18 protein-coding genes and 1 riboswitch are annotated in these 17512 nt (G+C 39.1%); of the genes, 9 read left to right on the top strand and 9 right to left on the bottom strand.

Going from position 1 to position 17512, the window contains the following annotated elements:
- Window position 1: 1 nt before the first annotated feature.
- From R8N23_RS14205 to R8N23_RS14195, 3 genes are all read left to right on the top strand, one after another.
- Window positions 2-1570, top strand: a complete 1569-nt coding sequence (locus tag R8N23_RS14205) for a hypothetical protein (RefSeq protein WP_318172272.1) — start codon at window positions 2-4, stop codon at window positions 1568-1570.
- 71 nt (window positions 1571-1641) lie between these two features.
- Window positions 1642-2190, top strand: a complete 549-nt coding sequence (gene pyrR, locus R8N23_RS14200) for a bifunctional pyr operon transcriptional regulator/uracil phosphoribosyltransferase PyrR (RefSeq protein ID WP_318172271.1) — start codon at window positions 1642-1644, stop codon at window positions 2188-2190.
- Window positions 2187-3113 carry an aspartate carbamoyltransferase catalytic subunit gene (locus tag R8N23_RS14195; protein ID WP_318172270.1) on the top strand — a complete coding sequence of 309 codons (927 nt, stop codon included), beginning with the start codon at window positions 2187-2189 and terminating at the stop codon, window positions 3111-3113. Before pyrR ends, R8N23_RS14195 begins: the two co-directional genes overlap by 4 nt.
- A 70-nt stretch (window positions 3114-3183) precedes the next feature.
- Here the strand turns inward: R8N23_RS14195 and R8N23_RS14190 are convergent, their stop codons facing one another.
- Together R8N23_RS14190 and R8N23_RS14185 are read right to left on the bottom strand one after the other, a co-directional pair.
- A complete protein-coding gene (locus R8N23_RS14190) occupies window positions 3184-4107 on the bottom strand; it encodes a hypothetical protein (protein ID WP_318172269.1) in 924 nt (307 codons plus the stop codon).
- 28 nt (window positions 4108-4135) lie between these two features.
- Window positions 4136-5380 carry a CHASE2 domain-containing protein gene (locus R8N23_RS14185; protein ID WP_318172268.1) on the bottom strand — a complete coding sequence of 415 codons (1245 nt, stop codon included), beginning with the start codon at window positions 5378-5380 and terminating at the stop codon, window positions 4136-4138.
- A gap of 249 nt (window positions 5381-5629) precedes the next feature.
- Between R8N23_RS14185 and meaB the strand changes: the two genes are divergently transcribed.
- Window positions 5630-6619 carry a methylmalonyl Co-A mutase-associated GTPase MeaB gene (gene meaB / locus R8N23_RS14180; RefSeq protein ID WP_318172267.1) on the top strand — a complete coding sequence of 330 codons (990 nt, stop codon included), beginning with the start codon at window positions 5630-5632 and terminating at the stop codon, window positions 6617-6619.
- Here meaB and R8N23_RS14175 read toward each other — a convergent pair.
- The 7 genes from R8N23_RS14175 to R8N23_RS14145 all read right to left on the bottom strand — a co-directional run bounded on the left by R8N23_RS14175 (window position 6600) and on the right by R8N23_RS14145 (window position 12805).
- Window positions 6600-7322, bottom strand: a complete 723-nt coding sequence (locus R8N23_RS14175) for a diphthine--ammonia ligase (RefSeq protein ID WP_318172266.1) — start codon at window positions 7320-7322, stop codon at window positions 6600-6602. The two genes, meaB and R8N23_RS14175, sit on opposite strands and share 20 nt — an antisense overlap.
- A complete protein-coding gene (gene cobC / locus R8N23_RS14170; RefSeq protein ID WP_318172265.1) occupies window positions 7319-7879 on the bottom strand; it encodes an alpha-ribazole phosphatase in 561 nt (186 codons plus the stop codon). The genes R8N23_RS14175 and cobC overlap by 4 nt, the downstream gene beginning before the upstream one ends.
- Window positions 7864-8637: an adenosylcobinamide-GDP ribazoletransferase gene (locus R8N23_RS14165; protein WP_318172264.1), complete on the bottom strand. Its 774-nt coding sequence runs from the start codon at window positions 8635-8637 to the stop codon at window positions 7864-7866. Before R8N23_RS14165 ends, cobC begins: the two co-directional genes overlap by 16 nt.
- Window positions 8638-8640: 3 nt before the next feature.
- Window positions 8641-9678 (bottom strand): nicotinate-nucleotide--dimethylbenzimidazole phosphoribosyltransferase, encoded by a 1038-nt coding sequence (cobT, locus tag R8N23_RS14160; RefSeq protein WP_318172263.1) that lies wholly within the window; start codon window positions 9676-9678, stop codon window positions 8641-8643.
- Complete coding sequence (locus R8N23_RS14155; protein ID WP_318172262.1) at window positions 9678-10181, bottom strand: bifunctional adenosylcobinamide kinase/adenosylcobinamide-phosphate guanylyltransferase; 504 nt, start codon at window positions 10179-10181, stop codon at window positions 9678-9680. The genes cobT and R8N23_RS14155 overlap by 1 nt, the downstream gene beginning before the upstream one ends.
- Window positions 10178-10828 carry a diphthine--ammonia ligase gene (locus R8N23_RS14150; RefSeq protein WP_318172261.1) on the bottom strand — a complete coding sequence of 217 codons (651 nt, stop codon included), beginning with the start codon at window positions 10826-10828 and terminating at the stop codon, window positions 10178-10180. Before R8N23_RS14150 ends, R8N23_RS14155 begins: the two co-directional genes overlap by 4 nt.
- Window positions 10829-10894: 66 nt before the next feature.
- Window positions 10895-12805, bottom strand: a complete 1911-nt coding sequence (locus R8N23_RS14145) for a TonB-dependent receptor plug domain-containing protein (protein WP_318172260.1) — start codon at window positions 12803-12805, stop codon at window positions 10895-10897.
- Between the two features lie 103 nt (window positions 12806-12908).
- Window positions 12909-13140, bottom strand: a riboswitch (cobalamin riboswitch).
- 291 nt (window positions 13141-13431) lie between these two features.
- On the opposite strand from R8N23_RS14145, the gene R8N23_RS14140 reads away from it, so the two are divergent.
- The 5 genes from R8N23_RS14140 to R8N23_RS14120 are packed head-to-tail and all read left to right on the top strand — an operon-like array spanning window position 13432 to window position 17445.
- Entirely contained in the window at window positions 13432-13896 is a 465-nt protein-coding gene (locus tag R8N23_RS14140; RefSeq protein WP_318172259.1) for a hypothetical protein, read from the top strand.
- Between the two features lie 45 nt (window positions 13897-13941).
- Window positions 13942-15075 (top strand): ABC transporter substrate-binding protein, encoded by a 1134-nt coding sequence (locus tag R8N23_RS14135; RefSeq protein WP_318172258.1) that lies wholly within the window; start codon window positions 13942-13944, stop codon window positions 15073-15075.
- Between the two features lie 44 nt (window positions 15076-15119).
- Window positions 15120-16136, top strand: coding sequence for an iron ABC transporter permease (locus R8N23_RS14130; protein ID WP_318172257.1), 1017 nt, complete (start codon window positions 15120-15122; stop codon window positions 16134-16136).
- Window positions 16136-17104: an ABC transporter ATP-binding protein gene (locus R8N23_RS14125; protein ID WP_318172256.1), complete on the top strand. Its 969-nt coding sequence runs from the start codon at window positions 16136-16138 to the stop codon at window positions 17102-17104. Before R8N23_RS14130 ends, R8N23_RS14125 begins: the two co-directional genes overlap by 1 nt.
- Entirely contained in the window at window positions 17101-17445 is a 345-nt protein-coding gene (locus tag R8N23_RS14120; RefSeq protein ID WP_318172255.1) for a DUF6984 family protein, read from the top strand. The genes R8N23_RS14125 and R8N23_RS14120 overlap by 4 nt, the downstream gene beginning before the upstream one ends.
- Window positions 17446-17512: the final 67 nt, after the last annotated feature.

The raw sequence follows: 17512 nt of genomic DNA, 5'->3' as shown, positions 1-17512 counted from the left end.
AATGAAAAAAATCACGTGCATATTATTTTTCCTGGTATTGGGTATTCAGCTGGTAACGCTTGGTCAGAAGAAACAAAAAAACGCGGAACAGGATACGGTCGAACAGGAATCTTTTATTGTCCAACCGAAGCGAATTGAATTCGAAGTTGGTACCAAGGATGAAGATTTTATCATTATTTCCGCAAAGGAGAATGGCTTACTCGTGGTCAAACAAACAAGAAACCGGACTCAGACTGGTTTTGTTTGGGAGTTATATCGAGTAGATAGTTTATTGAATGTGGTTTGGGACAAGGCTTTATCTATAGATTATGGTGCTGTTTTCTTAGGGTATGATTATAGTGATGAAGGCTTTTTTCTTCTCTTTGGAAAATCTCAATATAAGCTGGATGACTTAATTGTATATCAGGCAGACTTGGCCGGTGAGCAAATTCTTTCTTACAACCTTTCTCTTTCGTTGCCTTTAGAATTGAGTCATTTTGAAGTGGTTTCGAATACATTGATTTTTGGTGGTTATTCGAATATGAAACCCGTTATTTCCGTGATAGACCTGGATGATCCTCGACCGATAGTCATGCCTGGAATATATAATAACAATAGCTCTATCATTGATGTAAGGACAGACAAGAAGACAAATAACTTTACAGTTGTGATGAGCGAAAGTGGTCAAAACAAAAAAGTTACCGTCTCTCTCAAAACCTTTACAGAAAAGGGGGAAATGGTTCATAAGGAAACAATCGACACCGAGTATGAGAAAAGTCTGTTGGATGGGGTTTCTACTAGCTTTGACAATGGTACGCAGTATGTGGCGGGAACTTACTCCAAAAGGAAATCGGAATTTTCACGAGGATTGTATTTGGCAAAATTGAATTTAGGTAAACAAGAGTTTATCAAGTATCACGACTATGCAGAACTGGATAACTTCTTCTCGTACATGAGGGCAAAGCGAGAAGAAAGAGTCAAAGAGAAAATTGAACGAAAAAAAGTAAAGGGTCAAAAGGTGAAATTCAACTATAGATTACTGATCAACGATATTGTTGAAAGAGAAAACGAATACATTCTCATTGGTGAAGCCTATTATCCTAAATATTCTAATTATGGAAGTAGTAATTTTTATGCATCCAATAGTTTTCCTGGGAATGATGGGTTTTCAAACCCCAACTTTATAGGGTATAAATATACTCATGCTGTAGTTGTTGGATTTAGCAAGAAAGGGGAGTTGCTCTGGGACAATAGTTTTGAAATCAATGATTTATTGAGTTATTCACTGAAGCCAAATGTGCAAATAAGTGTGGAAGATAATCGCATCGTCCTTTTGTATGTTTACGAAAATGTAATTCGCTCGAAAATTATTCAAAACGATGAAATACTGGAGGGGAAGAGCTTTGACCCTATAGAATTACATTTCAAGTCAGACGAGATCAGAAACAATGATAAAGAAATGGAAGGGCTAGAAAAGTGGTTTGATGGAAACTTCTATACCTTTGGTATTCAGCATATCAAAAACTTAAAAGATAAGGATGTGAAGCTGAATCGACGTGTTTTCTATATCAACAAAGTTCAATATCAATAATCTGAAATCTTCTACTGAAAATACTTTTATATGTAAAGGGCTAGTTTCTATATTTGCGTAATCAAAGACACATGCAAAAGAGACTTCTTCTTAATAGCCATCACCTGAGTATTACCATCTCCCGTCTTTGTTATCAATTAATCGAAAATCACAACAAGTTTGAAAATACCGTGTTGCTGGGTCTACAGCCAAAGGGTATTTATGTAGCCGAGCGGATAAAGGCCAAACTGGAAGAGGTGATAAAGAAGACTATTCCTCTGGGGTATCTGGATATTACCTTTCATCGTGATGATTTTAGGAGGAGAGACGAGCTACTAGCCCCCAACGAGACTAAAGTTCCATTCATCATAGAAGACAAAAATGTAGTCTTGATCGATGATGTGTTATATACAGGGAGGTCTGTTAAATCCGCTATGGATGCTATGGGTGCTTTTGGCCGACCTGCGAAAGTAGAGTTTCTAACATTAATAGATAGAGTATATAGTCGAGACATACCAGTCGAGGCAAACTATATTGGCAAACAAGTGAATACTGTGTTGTCACAAAAAGTCCTCGTCGAACTTACCGAACAAGGCAAAAAAGAAGATAAAATTTGGTTGATAGATAATTCAGAGAAATGAGTCAGTTGAGCAGCAAACATTTATTGGGTATCAAAGATTTAACATCTGATGATATTCAGTTGATTTTTGAGACTGCTGATAATTTTAAAGATGTCATCAATAGGCCCATCAAAAAGGTGCCTTCTCTCAGAGATATTACCATTGCCAACGTTTTCTTTGAAAATTCAACCAGGACAAAGCTTTCTTTCGAATTAGCTGAGAAAAGACTCTCAGCAGACGTGATTAACTTTTCTTCTTCGGGAAGTTCTGTGAAGAAGGGCGAGACCTTGTTGGATACGGTGAACAATATCCTGGCTATGAAGGTAGATATGATAGTTATGAGGCACTCATCGCCAGGTGCACCACATTTTCTGTCAAAACATATTGACGCCAATATTGTAAATGCTGGGGATGGGACACACGAGCATCCCACTCAAGCGTTACTGGATACATTCTCTATGCGAGAAAAGCTTGGTGACTTGGCAGGCAAGAAAATTGCTATCATTGGGGACATCATTCATTCTCGTGTTGCCTTGTCAAATGTGTTTGCTTTGCAAAAACTAGGAGCAGAGGTGATGATTTGCGGACCGGCCACCCTTGTGCCTAAGTACATCACTTCATTAGGAGTGAAAGTGGTTACGGATGTGTTTGAAGCCCTGCAATGGTGCGATGTTGCCAATATCCTAAGAATCCAACTAGAAAGGCAGCACATCAAATATTTTCCATCTTTGCGAGAGTATTCTCTTTATTTTGGGGTAAACAAGCAACTACTAGATCGATTGGATAAAGAGATTGTGATTATGCATCCAGGACCAATCAATAGGGGAGTGGAGATCACTAGTGATGTGGCAGATTCCCAACATTCTATTATTTTGAATCAGGTTGAAAATGGTGTAGCGGTTCGAATGGCGGTTATGTACTTACTTGCCGGAGCTAACAGATAATTGAATTTTATAGGCATTAAAAAAGGCCATGCCTTTGGGGCATGACCTTCATTTTCTAATAATCTATTTCTTACTTCAAGCCATTCTTAATTAAGAAATCGTCGTAGAGCGTTTTGAAGTCTTCTACGTCTGGAGATGCAATCAATGCTTTTTCGTATTGAGTCATTGCATCTAAGATCAAGTTGTTTTCTTCATAGAAAGAAGCGAATATCAAGTTGTTCAATGGGCTATCACCTGATAAATCAGATTTCAAAGCCTCGAGATTTTCGTTGATAGAAGATGCATCATCTGAAGACATTCTTTTGATGCCATAGTCACCTGACTTCAACTCATCATTATCCTTCACTTTTACATTCAAAATAACGAGTCTTTCATTGGCCAACTGATCATCTTCGAAGTTGATGCTCATGCTCGTGTCTGTAGTTTCAGCACTATAGATTTCTTCATCAAAAATGTTTTTGATGCTAACAACATAAGATGCATCTGATACTTCTTCCGCACCGTCCCATCGAATGATAGCCTCCGGATTTAGGATGTCAACAGAGCTTGGTAGCATCACTTTAAGTGCAGCGCTGCTTGTAGCACGCTCCACGGCTCCTGTAGCCTTCATGTTACGTCTGTAATTAGAGCTAGCTCCATCATCGTCACTCATTTTGTTCATCACAAATTGAGCATATTTGTTCGCAACAGAAGATTGATTTTTAGCAAGTTTAGTTTCTAAGTCTGTAATTTTAGTTACACCTGGATTCCTAACTTCGATAGTTCTTCCCGACTTATGCATTAATCCAATGTAAGCGCCAGATGCAGCAATTAGTTCGTCACCTGACATTAGCGTTGCTCCGGTCTTCAGAGGAATTGTTTCGCCTGATTGAGCTTTTTTTACCTGATTGGCTCCTTTACTGGCCAATACTCTAAAAACAAAACTTTGTCCGTAGCTGGTATTGACTAGAAAGAATATCAGAAGAGTTGATGTTATGAATAATTTAGTTCTCATGATATATATAGATTTATAGATTACAAATTTACAATTTCTTTAATTGTCGAAGTTCCCTTCGACCTTCTTTTGTGAAAAGATTGACAAATACACCAAAGAATACTTCCAATGCATCTCCTACAATTAATACGGCAATGATAGAAAATGTAACATCCACCTTTAAGTTAAAATAATTAAATATGACGAGGTTTAACGTAAATAACGTCGCGGCCTCTATTAATTGTATAAGTTTTGTCAACCCATCGTACCACATGGGCACTACTTTATAGATTACTGTGAATAGTACGATATTTAAATACAGCAATATCAATGCCATAATATAGGCGAAATTATCACCCAGTGCATCGATATAGTCTTCTGCCATAATCATAGAGAAAGCATTTGCATGAACCACTCCACCAAACATATCCGCATGAGTCTTGCCTACATAGTTTTTGTTTAGCGGGGTGAAATACTTGTCATCCATGGCTTTTCTGTCTCCCAGTTCGCTACCTAAATAGCAAAAAATTACAGCCTTGTCTTTGATTAATTCTGGTGCAAACTCCATGTCAAGCACTTGGTACCAATCTAAAGCAAAGTAGCTTATCGGATAGGCAGTGTCACCATAATCAAAAATATTACCTCTATAATTGATGTCTTCAACGTCGTTTTCTCTCGCTAAAAACCTTTCGACTTTGTCTGGATCCATATATTGAGCCATCTTGACAGAGAACGCAAGTTCGGGTTCATCATTTACATACTCTCGAACTGCAAATTGTCGGCACATTTTCAAGTCATCTTGATCAGCAGCGCCAGTAATGAAGTTGACAAAGGCTGTTTCGCCGTAGTCAAAGTAAGGAGGGTAGGATACTTCCAAAGTATCAAAATCTCCGTCATCATCGATATCTACTAGTTTACTGTACATCACTAAGTTCTCCACTCGGGAAAAAGCATCTGACAACTTTAAATCACCTAATGTATCCTCTTTCGGATTTCTAAATATCATATCCATGCCAATGACTCTTGGTTCTGCAGCATTAATGATATTTACCATATCAGCTATTCCGCCTCTAGGTAAGTCTCCAATATTTACAATGACCAGATTTTCTTCTGCGATAGGATCTTCCCTCAATTGAGAAAATACGATATCAGTACTTTCCATATCTTCAAATACTGCGCCGATTGGGTCGAAAATATCAAATACTTTAAACGCAGTTACCTGAGTGACAAGAAAAGCCAAGGCAAGAATGAAAAATAAAGCGTATAAGGTTTCTTTCCAGAATTTATTAAACATGTCAGTTTATTAAGATTAGTAAATGTTCGAGTCATATATAGATCGGAACATTTGTTAACCTTTTTCTCTTTTCAAAATTAAAGCTAACTCTATCTTAGTTTAATTCAATTATTAATCGACCAAATGCTCCAAAATATCTATAAACATAGGAAATCCAACCATAAGAAGTATTCTGAATCTTAATTTTTTGATTATTATCAAACTCGTGTCATTTCGTTGTTATCTTTAATTTTTCACTTCATATCCCTAATGAAAAGATTTAAACTTGATTATTATTTAAAAGGCCTCAAAGCACATGATCATGTGATTTTGGCAAGGGCTATCACTTTAGTGGAAAGTAAAAGGAAAGAAGATCAGCTTGTAGCTGATGAATTACTAGATAGGATTGTAAAAATTGATCATCGCTCTATCCGAATAGGAATTACTGGAACACCAGGGGTTGGGAAGTCTAGCTTTATAGAAGGGTTCGGTTCATATCTTATTGATCAAGGTAAAAAGGTGGCTGTACTTGCCGTAGATCCAAGCAGCCAGAAAACTGGTGGGAGTATATTGGGTGATAAAACGCGCATGGAGTTTTTAAGTCGAAATCCAAAGGCCTATATCAGACCGTCGGCTTCGGGAAATGCGCTGGGTGGTGTTAATAACCGGACCAGAGAAGCTGTGATGCTTTGTGAGGCGGCTGGTTTTGATGTAATCATTGTAGAAACAGTGGGGGTAGGGCAATCGGAAACGCTAGTCAATAATATGGTGGATTTCTTTCTTCTGATGATTCAGCCTGGCTCTGGTGATGATTTGCAAGGTATAAAAAAAGGTATCATGGAAATGGCTCATGGTATTGTAATAAATAAAGCCGACGGAGATCAAGCTAAGCTTGCTAAGCAATCCAAGAAGGATTTATTGAGTGCCTTGCATTTGTTTGCGGCAAGCGAAACTGGGTGGTCTACTCAGGTAGAACTATGCTCTGCATTAGAGAAAATAGGTTTTGACGAAGTTTGGCAGATGATTCAAGCTTTTGAACTGGAAATGACTTCCAATGGATCATTTGATCAAAATCGGTCCAATCAAAATATGTCTTGGTTTGAGGAACGGGTACAATTAGGTATTCTATTAGAGCTATCTGAGAAAGCCGGACTCAAAACCATTCAAAATGAGTTGAAACTTAAAATCCAGCAGAATAAAGTATCCGTATCAAAAGCAACAGCTCAAATGCTTGATGCAATCAAACAGCAACTGGCTTAGTCAAAGTCAAATCAGCAAATTCAAAAGCAGTTTTCACCTCTTCTCCTGATGCAAGCTTATGCTCATAAGTGTGCGTTTTAATTTCATTGACATCAATGGAGATTGGTTTTTTGAAAATCGGCCCATCAAATGCATAAGAGTGAAATTCGCCATTTTCTCCACACGGATCTACTTCAGGGCTGAAGCTCTCTAGCATTTCTTTGGAATAAACCTTTCCGCAAATACTTTCGGGGAAAAGAGACTGCTTAGATGCACAAATTAGTGTTTGAAAACTTTGATCAAAGAAGTAATTAGCGAGATCACTAGTTTTCTTTTTCCAAAGCGGATAAACACCGGTAAGTCCATTGTTACTGAGCATCTGATCTCGGTAAGCCTTTAGGTCTTCAAGAAAAATATCACCAAAGCCGATATGGTTGATTCCTTTCGCTTTAAGATTTGAGTAATATTCATTTAGTGCTTTTTCGTAGTTGGCATTTGTGGAATCCGGCGCAATCGATATAAAATGAATGGGCAATCCTATGGAATCCGCCTGTGCACGTATAAGGTCTTGGCTCACACCATGCATGGATACTCTTTCTGTTTCACTAGATATGGCCGTATGCAATTCAACAATTTCATACTGAGAGTCATTCACGAGATGATGTAGCATCATGCTCGAATCTTTGCCGCCACTCCAGCTTATGGCCAATGGAATCTTTGTCATTTTTTGTTGATATAATCCACGGAAAACATTCCTTCAATCAAACTGATTTTTGTAATACTTCCATAGTCAATTTTAAGTGTAAAAGTGTCTTTTAGAGATAGGTTGAGTACATGCGACAATATGGCTCTAATCGGCCCTGCATGAGTGATAATACCTGTCACTCGTCTATTTTGAGATATGATGCCTTTGAAAATTTCTACTACTCTTGCTTTAAGTTGCTTATAAGACTCACCGTTTGGTGGAGATATGTCTACATAGTTTTCCATCCACTCATTCAGGGCTGGTTGCGGGACGTCCTTCCATTTTTTCATTTCCCACTTACCAAAATTCAATTCCATTAATCGAGGTTCGGTTTGAACATCGGACTCAAATGAATTCGCCAGTTTGGCACATCTTATTAAGGGACTTGAAAAGATATAATCCAAAGGTTTTTCTACCAAATGATGAACAGATTTCGCTTCGTCTTCAAAGCTGGATGTGAGATCGATGTCGCTTTGACCATAGCAAATGCCTTTGGCGATTTTCGGTGTGGTATGCCTGATTAGATAAATTTCCATAGTAGTAAAACCAATAAGTAAAAGGCGACTTCGGAAATTTGCTGAACAGCACCCAAACAATCACCTGTGTATCCACCTATCCATTTTTTGAAATAGCTGGATAGATACAATTTAACCAAAATAAGCACAGGAATGGCTGTGAGGAAATATAGATTATGAAAATAGGCTAATGGAAGGAGCCCTATAAAAATGGCGACAATGAAAGTGCCAAATTTCATTTGTTTGGCCACTGGTTTGGCTTTGGAGTCTTCATTGTCGCGCGCATATTCGTCTGTGAATATCATGAAAACAGCATTGGCTCTACTGATCGAATGGCCTGCCACAATTACTACAACCGCAATCAATGCATCTGTTTCTCCGGCAATTTCCCACAAAAGAAGAAATTTAAATAGCAGCATCATGATCATTCCTAACGCACCATACGCGCCAATGGCGGAATCCTTCATAATGGTCAGAATTTTCTCCTTGGTCCATCCACCACCAAATCCATCGCAGACATCTGCAAATCCATCTTCGTGAAATGCGCCAGTCAAAAGGATACTTGCTATCATGGAAAGCAATACCGCAATACTAACAGGAAGAACTTGCGAAACGCTCAAAAATATAACTCCAGCAAACCCTCCAACCACCCAGCCAATCAATGGAAAATACTTGGTGGCTTTGTTCAACATATCGGCTGAATGGTCTATCCATCTGGGGCAGGGGATGCGGGTATAAAACATGACCGCCGTAAGAAATATGGACCATTCTTTTTTCATTATTTAATCTTTATTCGATACACCAGCACTTTCAAAACTGGCCATTTTATTCATGAAATCTACAGAAGATTGAATCAAGGGCATTGCCAGTGCACATCCTGTGCCTTCTCCCAGTCTCAAATGCATTTGTAAAATAGGTTCGACATTCAAGTGATCAAGCATTTGTTTATGGCCAGATTCATCCGATTGGTGACAAAAAATGGCGTAATCGATGATGTTTGGGTTAAGCGATTCTGCACATAAAAAAGCTGATGTGGCAATAAAGCCATCTACCATTACAATCATTTGATTAGCAGCAGCTTGCAGCATAGCGCCAGTCATCATGGCGATTTCGAATCCACCGACGGCTTGAAGAAGCTCCGGGACGGTTGAAACGGAAGAATGCTTTTGCTGTACGCTTTGCAGTATTTCAATTTTTTTTTGATACCCAGCATCATCAATTCCTGTTCCTCGGCCTACACATTCTTCAATAGGGAGATTGCAAATGTGACTCATGATCAGGCTGGCAGCAGAAGTGTTGCCGATGCCCATTTCGCCGAAGCCAATGATATTTGTGCCGTGAGCGTAGATTTCGTTGACAATATCAGCTCCTTTTTGGATGGCCAGTAGAAATTGATCTTCTGTCATTGCCGATTCCTGCAACGCATTTTTTGTGCCCATTCCAATTTTTGCATTGATCAGATTGGGGTTTTTACCAAAATCGAAATTCACTCCTGAATCAACGATTTTTAGGTCAATACGGTGCTGTTGGCTGAATATATTAATGGCTGCACCACTCGCCAAAAAATTAAGTACCATTTGGTGAGTCACTTCTTGTGGGTAGGCACTCACACCTTCCTTTGCCAATCCATGATCTCCGGCAAATACTACAATCGAGGGCTTTTTTAGTTCTGGTGATAAGGTTTGTTGGATTTCACAAACTTGCTTGGTTATGCGCTCCAATTGTCCCAAAGCACCGATAGGTTTGGTTTTGAAATTAATCTTATGATCAATTTCGGAAGTTAGTTTTTTATCAGGTTTAGGGATATTAAATTCAATCATTATTTAAGTTTTAGGGGTAATCCGGAGACCATGAAATATGCTTCGTCAGCTGCTTTCGCGATATGCTGGTTGATCCATCCTTGTACTTCCACAAAGTCTCGACCCACTTGCGTATCAGCGTGTGTTCCCATACCAATTTCGTTGGATATAAAAATCAAATGACCTTCATAGGTTTTAAGCTTGTCAAATTCAGCTTTTGCCAATTGCAATGATTCGTCGCGATTGCCTTTGGTCTTCGAAAAATAATTGGACAGCCAAAGAGTAACGCAGTCGATCACCACCACACGATTCTTTGGAAGTACTTCGCTCAAATTGAATCGTTCTTCAATATTAGTCCAGCGTTCGTCTCTTTCAGCCTGATGTCTTTTGATGCGCTCCTCAAAGTTGCCATCATAGGCTTTGGCAGTCGCCAAGTAAATGGGATTGTCGGAAAGTCCCAATGCCATCTTTTGTGCATAGGAGGATTTGCCCGATCGTTCGCCGCCTGAGATGTAGGTAATCATGGGGCTAATTTAGTTTCTATGAAACAATAATTATCTGTTTTCACCTTTTCGCCTTTCTCTATTTGAATAGGGTTTTCAAAAAGTGGGCAATCCACGACCAAAGTATGGAATTCTCCATTCTCGCCACATGCATCTACACCTGCGGCTTCCAATTTGGGTATCAAATCATGTGTAATTTCTTCACCCAGAAAGTCGAGCCCTAGCGCATGATTACAAGACACTATGATTGCCTTAATGCCGGCATCGATCATCGCTTCGACTAATTCACGCCGATCTCCTTGCCACAGAGGGAGATAGGCTTCCAGTCCTGCTGCAGCCGATATTTTTTCTTCCCATTCACGGTGTTTTTGGATGTCGATATCGCCATACACCATGCCTTCGATTTCATGATTGGTCTTTAATTCTTTCAGGTTTTTGATGAAATTCTCTTCGTAAGTAGACCATGAGGCAGAAGCTAATTGGATAGGAACTTGCAATGCTTTGGCTTGTGCGCGAAGCACTTCTTGAGTCAATCCGTGAGACTTAGAATATTCCTGCTTTTCATCCATCACATTCATGACGACTTTGAGCTGGTCACCTTGCTCAATTTGTTTCATTAGCGCAAAGCAGCTGTCTTTGCCACCACTCCAGGAACATCCAATATTCATTTTATATAGATTAATTCAATGGCTGTTGGGCTAGCAAAAGCAATGCCCAACAGCCATTCTATTTATTTAGAATGTATAATTCAAACCTATGGTCATGGTTCTGCCTCGAGTGGTATAGCCATAAATACCTACGAAATCAGTATCAAAGGCATTGTTGATGCCGCCATAGATTGATAGGTTTTTGTTAACCAATTTGTAATTAGCAAAAAGATCAACAAGACCGAAGGAATCCAATTCAGTTTCTACAGAGGAGAATGTTGCCGAATCCCAATACGCCACCGTTCTATCACTAGTCAAATTATATTTTACTGAAATGTCGACACTTTCAACTGGAGACACAACCAAGCCAATACCAAACTTATATGCAGGAATTCGATAGAAATTGGTCTTTTCGTCAGTTGTTATATAACTATAGTTAGTATTCAAGCTAATAAGTTTTGAAATTGTCCAATTGGCATCAAGTTCAAGTCCTTTAACAACTTGTTCATCAGTTCCATTATCGTAAAAACTTACCCAATTTCCATCATTGTCAAGAGCGCCACTGAATATTATTGGATCAGTTTCGTCTCTTCTGAAGTAAACAGTATTCAATGTCAATTTATCTCCTAGGTAAAAAGAGATACCGCCTTCATAGTTAGTAGATCGCTCCGGAGACAAATCTTCATTCCCATAAAATGAATACAGTTGATAAAGACTAGGCGTGACGTAAGATGTAGAAACAGAAGCTAGAAATTTGACCGAGAGATCTCCAATCACAGGTAATAGAAAAGAAGGATTTAAATTATAAATGAACTCATTGTCATACACGCTATGAGTATTCAACCTTACACCAGCATGGACATTTAATCCTGAGCTATGATCGAAAAACACAGAGGCAAATGGATCAATAATATTGAAATCATTGTAATCTGCATTAGGATCTGCTAGCACTTCTTTGGCCGAAAGTTTTTGTGCATTCACACCAATGAGCGTTTTGAAATTGTCATTCCACTGATGCTGGTGTGAAAGTTCGGTTTGTAAGTTCTTGGATTTGAATTTTGAAGGATAAGTACTTTCAAATTCTCTTGCTCCTGTATTTAGTAATACATTCAATTTGATCTCACCATCTCCGTAATTGTAGCTTGGAGTAAATCCGATTCTAAATTGTTCACCATTGTTTTGATTGTCTGCATCTAAATAGGCGCCTCCGTCATAATCTGCAGAGAACTCATCAAATGCTGCATTAACAGCTATATTTAATTGCTCTGTGGCTTGAAGGCCCAACTTAACATTAACATTTTTCTGAGTCATGCCGTCGTCTTCGAAATCGGTTGAAGAATTTTCATCTGAAGCTGCGGAGAAGCCTTCTGACTCCATGAGACTACCACTGACCATGTAACTTAGCTTGTCTTGCTTGCCATTTACATTGGCCGAAACTTGATGTGTTTCGAACGAACCGTAGCTGTAATCCACCTGGCCATGAACACCTTCCTGAGTTGCTTCTTTTAGCTTGATGCTTATAACTGCCGCGGAAGCACCAGTACCGTACAAAGTACTTAAGCCTCCTTTGAGTACTTCGATAGATTCGATCTGACTCACAGGTAAAAAACGAAGGTCAAAAGAAGCATCAATACCAGAAGGGTCATTTAAAGGTACACCGTCGATTAATATCAATGTGTTTTTGTTTCGCCCACCGCGAACATAATAGCTGATGTTCGTGCCTGGTGCACCGAAGTTTCCATCCATTTGAATGCCTGGGACCTCATTGAGTAAATCAGAGACTGTTTTGCCTGCATTTTGTTCGAGATCCTTGGCTGTCAGTTTGTAAATACTTTTGCCTGATTTCTTAACGGGCAATTCGAATTTGGTTCCAGTGACCACAAATTCATCCATGGTGTAAGTGGAAAGGTCCTCTTGCTCTTGGGCAAAAGACAGACCTGTATGAAGTAATAGCCCAATGGCTAAAATGTGTTTGAGATTAATTTTTAAAATTCTCATAGTAATTTTTATAAGGTTAAAAAACTATGAGCCTCTGTTTGAAAAAGGGAATAGTAGCACTAGGAGTACCGCAGTTCACTTCACTTTTCTCCCGAAAGCTCAGATAAATAATGAAACTACTGGCAGGTCTCCTGGCTCTTCGAAATTTTCTAATCGGCCTTCCCATGCCGATACATTGGCACAGTGGCTGTGGAAGATCAAAAATGACATAGTTGAAATGTCTTCGAATTACAGTTGCGGGAACAGCTTCGGAATTTGTGCCATGCACTTCACCGAATTCCCTTTTAATTTCTCAGGATTCATTTCCTTCGAAAACCAATAATTGCCGCAAAGCTAGAGAAATAATCGAGGATGGAAAACATTATTGAATAATTGACAAGTGTCTGCGTTATGAGCTATTTGTTTGGAATAAGCGGTTGTTAGTCAGGTATAGCGTGTATGAAAGAGGCTATTCTCGTAATTTTATTGGGAGAATGATATAAGTATGAAGAAACTATTTCGTAATAATTTTGTCATTTGTGCAACTAAATGAACATAAGGATCATCTTATACTTGTGAAACCGTACGGAATGTTTCACGTCTAAATAGAGATATAATCAAAAACCAAAGATCAAAACTCAACAATCATGGGACTATTAGGGCTGTTTAAAAAAGAAAAGAAAGGGAAGAAAGCTACACAGTGTAGCGTGTGCAAGTCACATATGGAAAGAAACGAGGGTTATGCGCTTACGACTTCACAGGTCATTACAAGTAAGGCCTATTGGGATCATAAGATGGTGGAGCCAGAGACTATGTCATATACCACCCAACATTTCAAAGATAAAGATGCAAATGCTACAAAAATGAGAGGTATTATTTTTGAAAAGACGGCAGAAAAAGATCAGACTTGGATGACTTGCGATTCATGTATCAAACATTTCGATGTAGATCATGATGAGACCAAATCGCTTGCAGGAGAGTGGTGGAATGCGGAAAATGGTCATAAAATACCAAATACAGGAAAAGCCATTGATCATTTGCCAGGAGAGGCCTATGAATCCATTAAGGAATATGCAACCATGGAGGCTGGTGCCTCTCTGATCAGATTGTAAGCTTAGAATATTACTTTTCTAAAAGGATAGGTGTTTATTTGCGCGATGAATAAACACCTATCCTTTTTTTTATGTCTTACTTTTTGCATTTCCTGTACTTCAAAACAAGAAAACGGCGACGCTTCTGATCAATCTATAGATTCAGACATTCAATATGCAGAAAGATTTGATGTCAAATATCAGGATGGGATCAAATTGATTACAATAGATAAACCTTGGCAGGGAAGTAAAGAACCACTGCAATATCTATTGTACACAGATTCTATTCCCTCAAAATACCTCAATGACATTACTTTAATTAAAATCAAAACTCCAGTTCAAACCATCGTTTCAAACCTTACGACTCAGCTGGCTTTGATGGATGAATTGGGTGTGACAGATAAACTCACCGGATTTGCACAAACACAATTTATATACTCATCAGAAATATTAAAAAGAGTAGAGCAAGGGAGGGTAAAGGAAGTAGGTCCTGACGGTAGTTTGGACATTGAAAGTATTTTGGATTTGAATCCTGACATTATTCTGGCGTTTAGTTCTGGTACAGAAAATCGGCAACTGGAAAAGCTGAAGGAGCTGGGGATGAATGTTGTGATGAATGCGGGATATATGGAGACTTCACTGTTGGGCCGTTTTGAGTGGATCAAGTTTTTAGGACATCTTACAGGGAAAGAAGAAAAGGCGAAAGAAGTATTTGATCAAAAAGTGATGATTTACGATTCTTTAAAACAACTGGTACTTGGGAGAGAGCAGCCGACAGTAATCACAGGCACACTCTATGGTGGTACATGGTTTATGCCTGCAGGAGAAAACTACGGAGCCAATATCATTAGCGCAGCGGGAGGTGATTATCTGTGGGAAGAAGATCAAAGTTCTGGGTGGTTGAGTATGGATTTTGAGTCTGTATTTGAAAAGGGCTACAATGCGGATTATTGGATTGGTGTGGCTAGTTACAAGTCTCTTGAGCAGTTGCGGCAAGCAGATGAGCGCTATGCTGAATTTGAAGCATTCAAAAATGGTAATGTATACTCTTACATGGCTCGAGTGAATGAAGAAGGGGCGAATGATTATTTTGAATCAGGCAATGTAAATCCGGAAAAGCTACTTGCCGACCATATCAAAATCATGCATCCAGAGCTATTGCCAGATTATGAACTCTATTATTATATGAAATTGGAATAGGCTAATTATTTCTTCTAAATTCGTTAAAAACACTCCACGCCAGATTGAATAGACCCTTAATCATACTGATCATTGTCTTTGTCATTACATTTCTATTGGATGTCATGTTCGGCTCAGTGCTCATTCCACTCAAAGGGCTGTGGAATATCTTTATCGGCGAACCGGTGGCTCATCCCGCTTGGGAGCGAATAGTAATTAATTACAGATTGCCAAGAGCCGTTACCGGTGTATTGGCTGGAAGTGGACTGGGGCTTAGCGGTTTGTATATGCAGACTTTTTTCAGAAATCCATTGGCAGGTCCTTATGTGCTAGGCATCAGTGCAGGTGCTAGCTTGGGTGTGGCTTTGGTGGTATTTGGAGAGTCGCTCTGGCTGCTATTTGGTATTCAGTTTATGTCTGGTTTTTCCATGGCTATTGGGGCTATTATTGGGTCGTTTCTGGTATTTGCGGTGGTGCTCTTTTTCTCAACTAAAGTGCGGGATAATACTTCACTATTGATCATTGGCTTAATGTTTAGTAGCGCCACCAGTGCGATAGTAAGTATCCTTCAGTTTTTCAGCAATCCAGAAGATGTGCAGTCCTATTTGATTTGGACTTTTGGGGATCTGGGCAGTGTGACTTTGGGTGAATTGCAAGTGCTATTCCCTCTAATCGTGATCGGGTGGTTGGGCTCAGTATTTTTAATTAAGCCATTGAATATCTTCCTATTAGGAAATCAATATGCTAAAAATGCAGGACTTAACATGACCTTGGCTAAATACGGTGTCATTAGCGTGACGGCATTACTTTCTGGTACTATTACTGCCTATTGTGGCCCCATTGCCTTTATCGGATTGGCGACACCACATATTGCCAGAATGATTTTAGATACTAGCGACCACCGATTGTTGATCCCGTTTGTGGGATTTCTTGGTGCAATTATATTGATGCTCTGTGATGTGATATCCAGAATGCCGGGATTGTCTCATTCGCTTCCGCTAAATGCAATCACTTCGATTCTAGGTGGGCCATTAGTGATCTGGTTGATTGTGAAACGAGGAAATATTTCTAACAGCTTCTAATGAGTTCATTGAAAATCATAGGGCTAAACGTGGGATACGCAGCTAAAGAGATTGCTAAGGATATCAATTTGACTCTAGGTGGAGGACAACTCGTATGTCTACTTGGACAAAATGGAGTAGGAAAGTCTACGCTTTTAAGGACACTTTCCAATTTACAAAAACCATTAGCTGGAAAAATAGAAGTGGATGATCAAGAAATAAACAGCTTGGATCGAAGAGAATTGGCGACAAAGCTTGGCATTATCACCACCGAAAAAATTGGCATGTCCAATATGACCGTTCGAGAATTAGTAGCTCTTGGCAGATACCCCTATACCAATTGGATCGGGCAAGAATCTGCAGAGGATACACGCATAATAGAAGAGGCGATCTCAAGGTGTAGGATCAATTATATCGAAAACTCCAAGCTGTCTGCGATCAGTGACGGACAATTTCAAAAAGCCATGGTGGCCAGAGTATTGGCTCAAGACACAGATATTATTTTGATGGATGAGCCTACGGCGCATTTGGATGTAGTCAACCGAGTGGAGATGTTTCAATTGTTGCAATCAATTAAAAATGAAACCGGAAAGTCTATTCTGATTTCCACACATGAGCTGGACTTATCGATGCAGTTTGCCGATGAATTGTGGCTGATGAATTTCAATGCACCCATTATCACAGGTACGCCAGAGGATCTTGGTCTATCTGGGGAAATCGAAAAGGTGTTTTTTCATGAAGAGTTTCATTTGGATAGTCGTACGGGGCAAATTAAGTTAAAGCAGGAAGTTAAACAGTATTTTCAATTAATTGGAGAAGATAAGCCGATTCATTGGGTGCAAAAGGCTTTGGAGAGAAAAGGGTACGGAGTCAGTGTAAATGGTATTACAATAGGAGTAGCCATTGTCAACAATGAGTTGCAATGGCAAATGGAAGTGAAAGCGGGTAAGAACATAAGAAGTTTGTTAGAATATATAGAGCAGAGATGAGTCAGATTAGAAAAATAAGAGAAGAAGAAATTACACTGGCCAAACATCTATTGACTTTGGCTGAAAAAGATCCAGAAGCATATATTTTTCCTGTTGAGGTAGATGACTATGAAGGAGGTGTGATGGGAAGTATCAACTTCACGCTTGGTGATTCTGGTGACTATGCTGGTGATATCGTTCAGGTAGAATACACTGACGAAGACGGCGTGAGAGTAGTAATCACCTTGACGCAAAACAGTAGAGGTGAAATTTTGGATATGGATTTTTGGAAAGAAAATTTTTCTAAACTATTGAAATACCCAACTCCGGATAAAGTATCTATCAATACAAGAGGTATTTAGTTTGTAAAACCGAAGTGGTTCACTTTCGTTTGTGAGTATAATTTCTATATTTGAGAAAGAGTCAAAA

This window comes from Reichenbachiella sp. (assembly GCF_033344935.1).
Taxonomy (GTDB): domain Bacteria; phylum Bacteroidota; class Bacteroidia; order Cytophagales; family Cyclobacteriaceae; genus Reichenbachiella.
This window is presented reverse-complemented; position numbering and strand designations above follow the sequence as displayed.

Bases quoted from the DNA above. Each gene is read 5' to 3' on its own strand.
- R8N23_RS14205 (WP_318172272.1), top strand. From the start codon at position 2: ATGAAAAAAATCACGTGCATATTATTTTTCCTGGTATTGGGTATTCAG.
- pyrR (WP_318172271.1), top strand. From the start codon at position 1,642: ATGCAAAAGAGACTTCTTCTTAATAGCCATCACCTGAGTATTACCATC.
- R8N23_RS14195 (WP_318172270.1), top strand. From the start codon at position 2,187: ATGAGTCAGTTGAGCAGCAAACATTTATTGGGTATCAAAGATTTAACA.
- R8N23_RS14190 (WP_318172269.1), bottom strand. From the start codon at position 4,107: ATGAGAACTAAATTATTCATAACATCAACTCTTCTGATATTCTTTCTA.
- R8N23_RS14185 (WP_318172268.1), bottom strand. From the start codon at position 5,380: ATGTTTAATAAATTCTGGAAAGAAACCTTATACGCTTTATTTTTCATT.
- meaB (WP_318172267.1), top strand. From the start codon at position 5,630: ATGAAAAGATTTAAACTTGATTATTATTTAAAAGGCCTCAAAGCACAT.
- R8N23_RS14175 (WP_318172266.1), bottom strand. From the start codon at position 7,322: ATGACAAAGATTCCATTGGCCATAAGCTGGAGTGGCGGCAAAGATTCG.
- cobC (WP_318172265.1), bottom strand. From the start codon at position 7,879: ATGGAAATTTATCTAATCAGGCATACCACACCGAAAATCGCCAAAGGC.
- R8N23_RS14165 (WP_318172264.1), bottom strand. From the start codon at position 8,637: ATGAAAAAAGAATGGTCCATATTTCTTACGGCGGTCATGTTTTATACC.
- cobT (WP_318172263.1), bottom strand. From the start codon at position 9,678: ATGATTGAATTTAATATCCCTAAACCTGATAAAAAACTAACTTCCGAA.
- R8N23_RS14155 (WP_318172262.1), bottom strand. From the start codon at position 10,181: ATGATTACCTACATCTCAGGCGGCGAACGATCGGGCAAATCCTCCTAT.
- R8N23_RS14150 (WP_318172261.1), bottom strand. From the start codon at position 10,828: ATGAATATTGGATGTTCCTGGAGTGGTGGCAAAGACAGCTGCTTTGCG.
- R8N23_RS14145 (WP_318172260.1), bottom strand. From the start codon at position 12,805: ATGAGAATTTTAAAAATTAATCTCAAACACATTTTAGCCATTGGGCTA.
- R8N23_RS14140 (WP_318172259.1), top strand. From the start codon at position 13,432: ATGGGACTATTAGGGCTGTTTAAAAAAGAAAAGAAAGGGAAGAAAGCT.
- R8N23_RS14135 (WP_318172258.1), top strand. From the start codon at position 13,942: ATGAATAAACACCTATCCTTTTTTTTATGTCTTACTTTTTGCATTTCC.
- R8N23_RS14125 (WP_318172256.1), top strand. From the start codon at position 16,136: ATGAGTTCATTGAAAATCATAGGGCTAAACGTGGGATACGCAGCTAAA.
- R8N23_RS14120 (WP_318172255.1), top strand. From the start codon at position 17,101: ATGAGTCAGATTAGAAAAATAAGAGAAGAAGAAATTACACTGGCCAAA.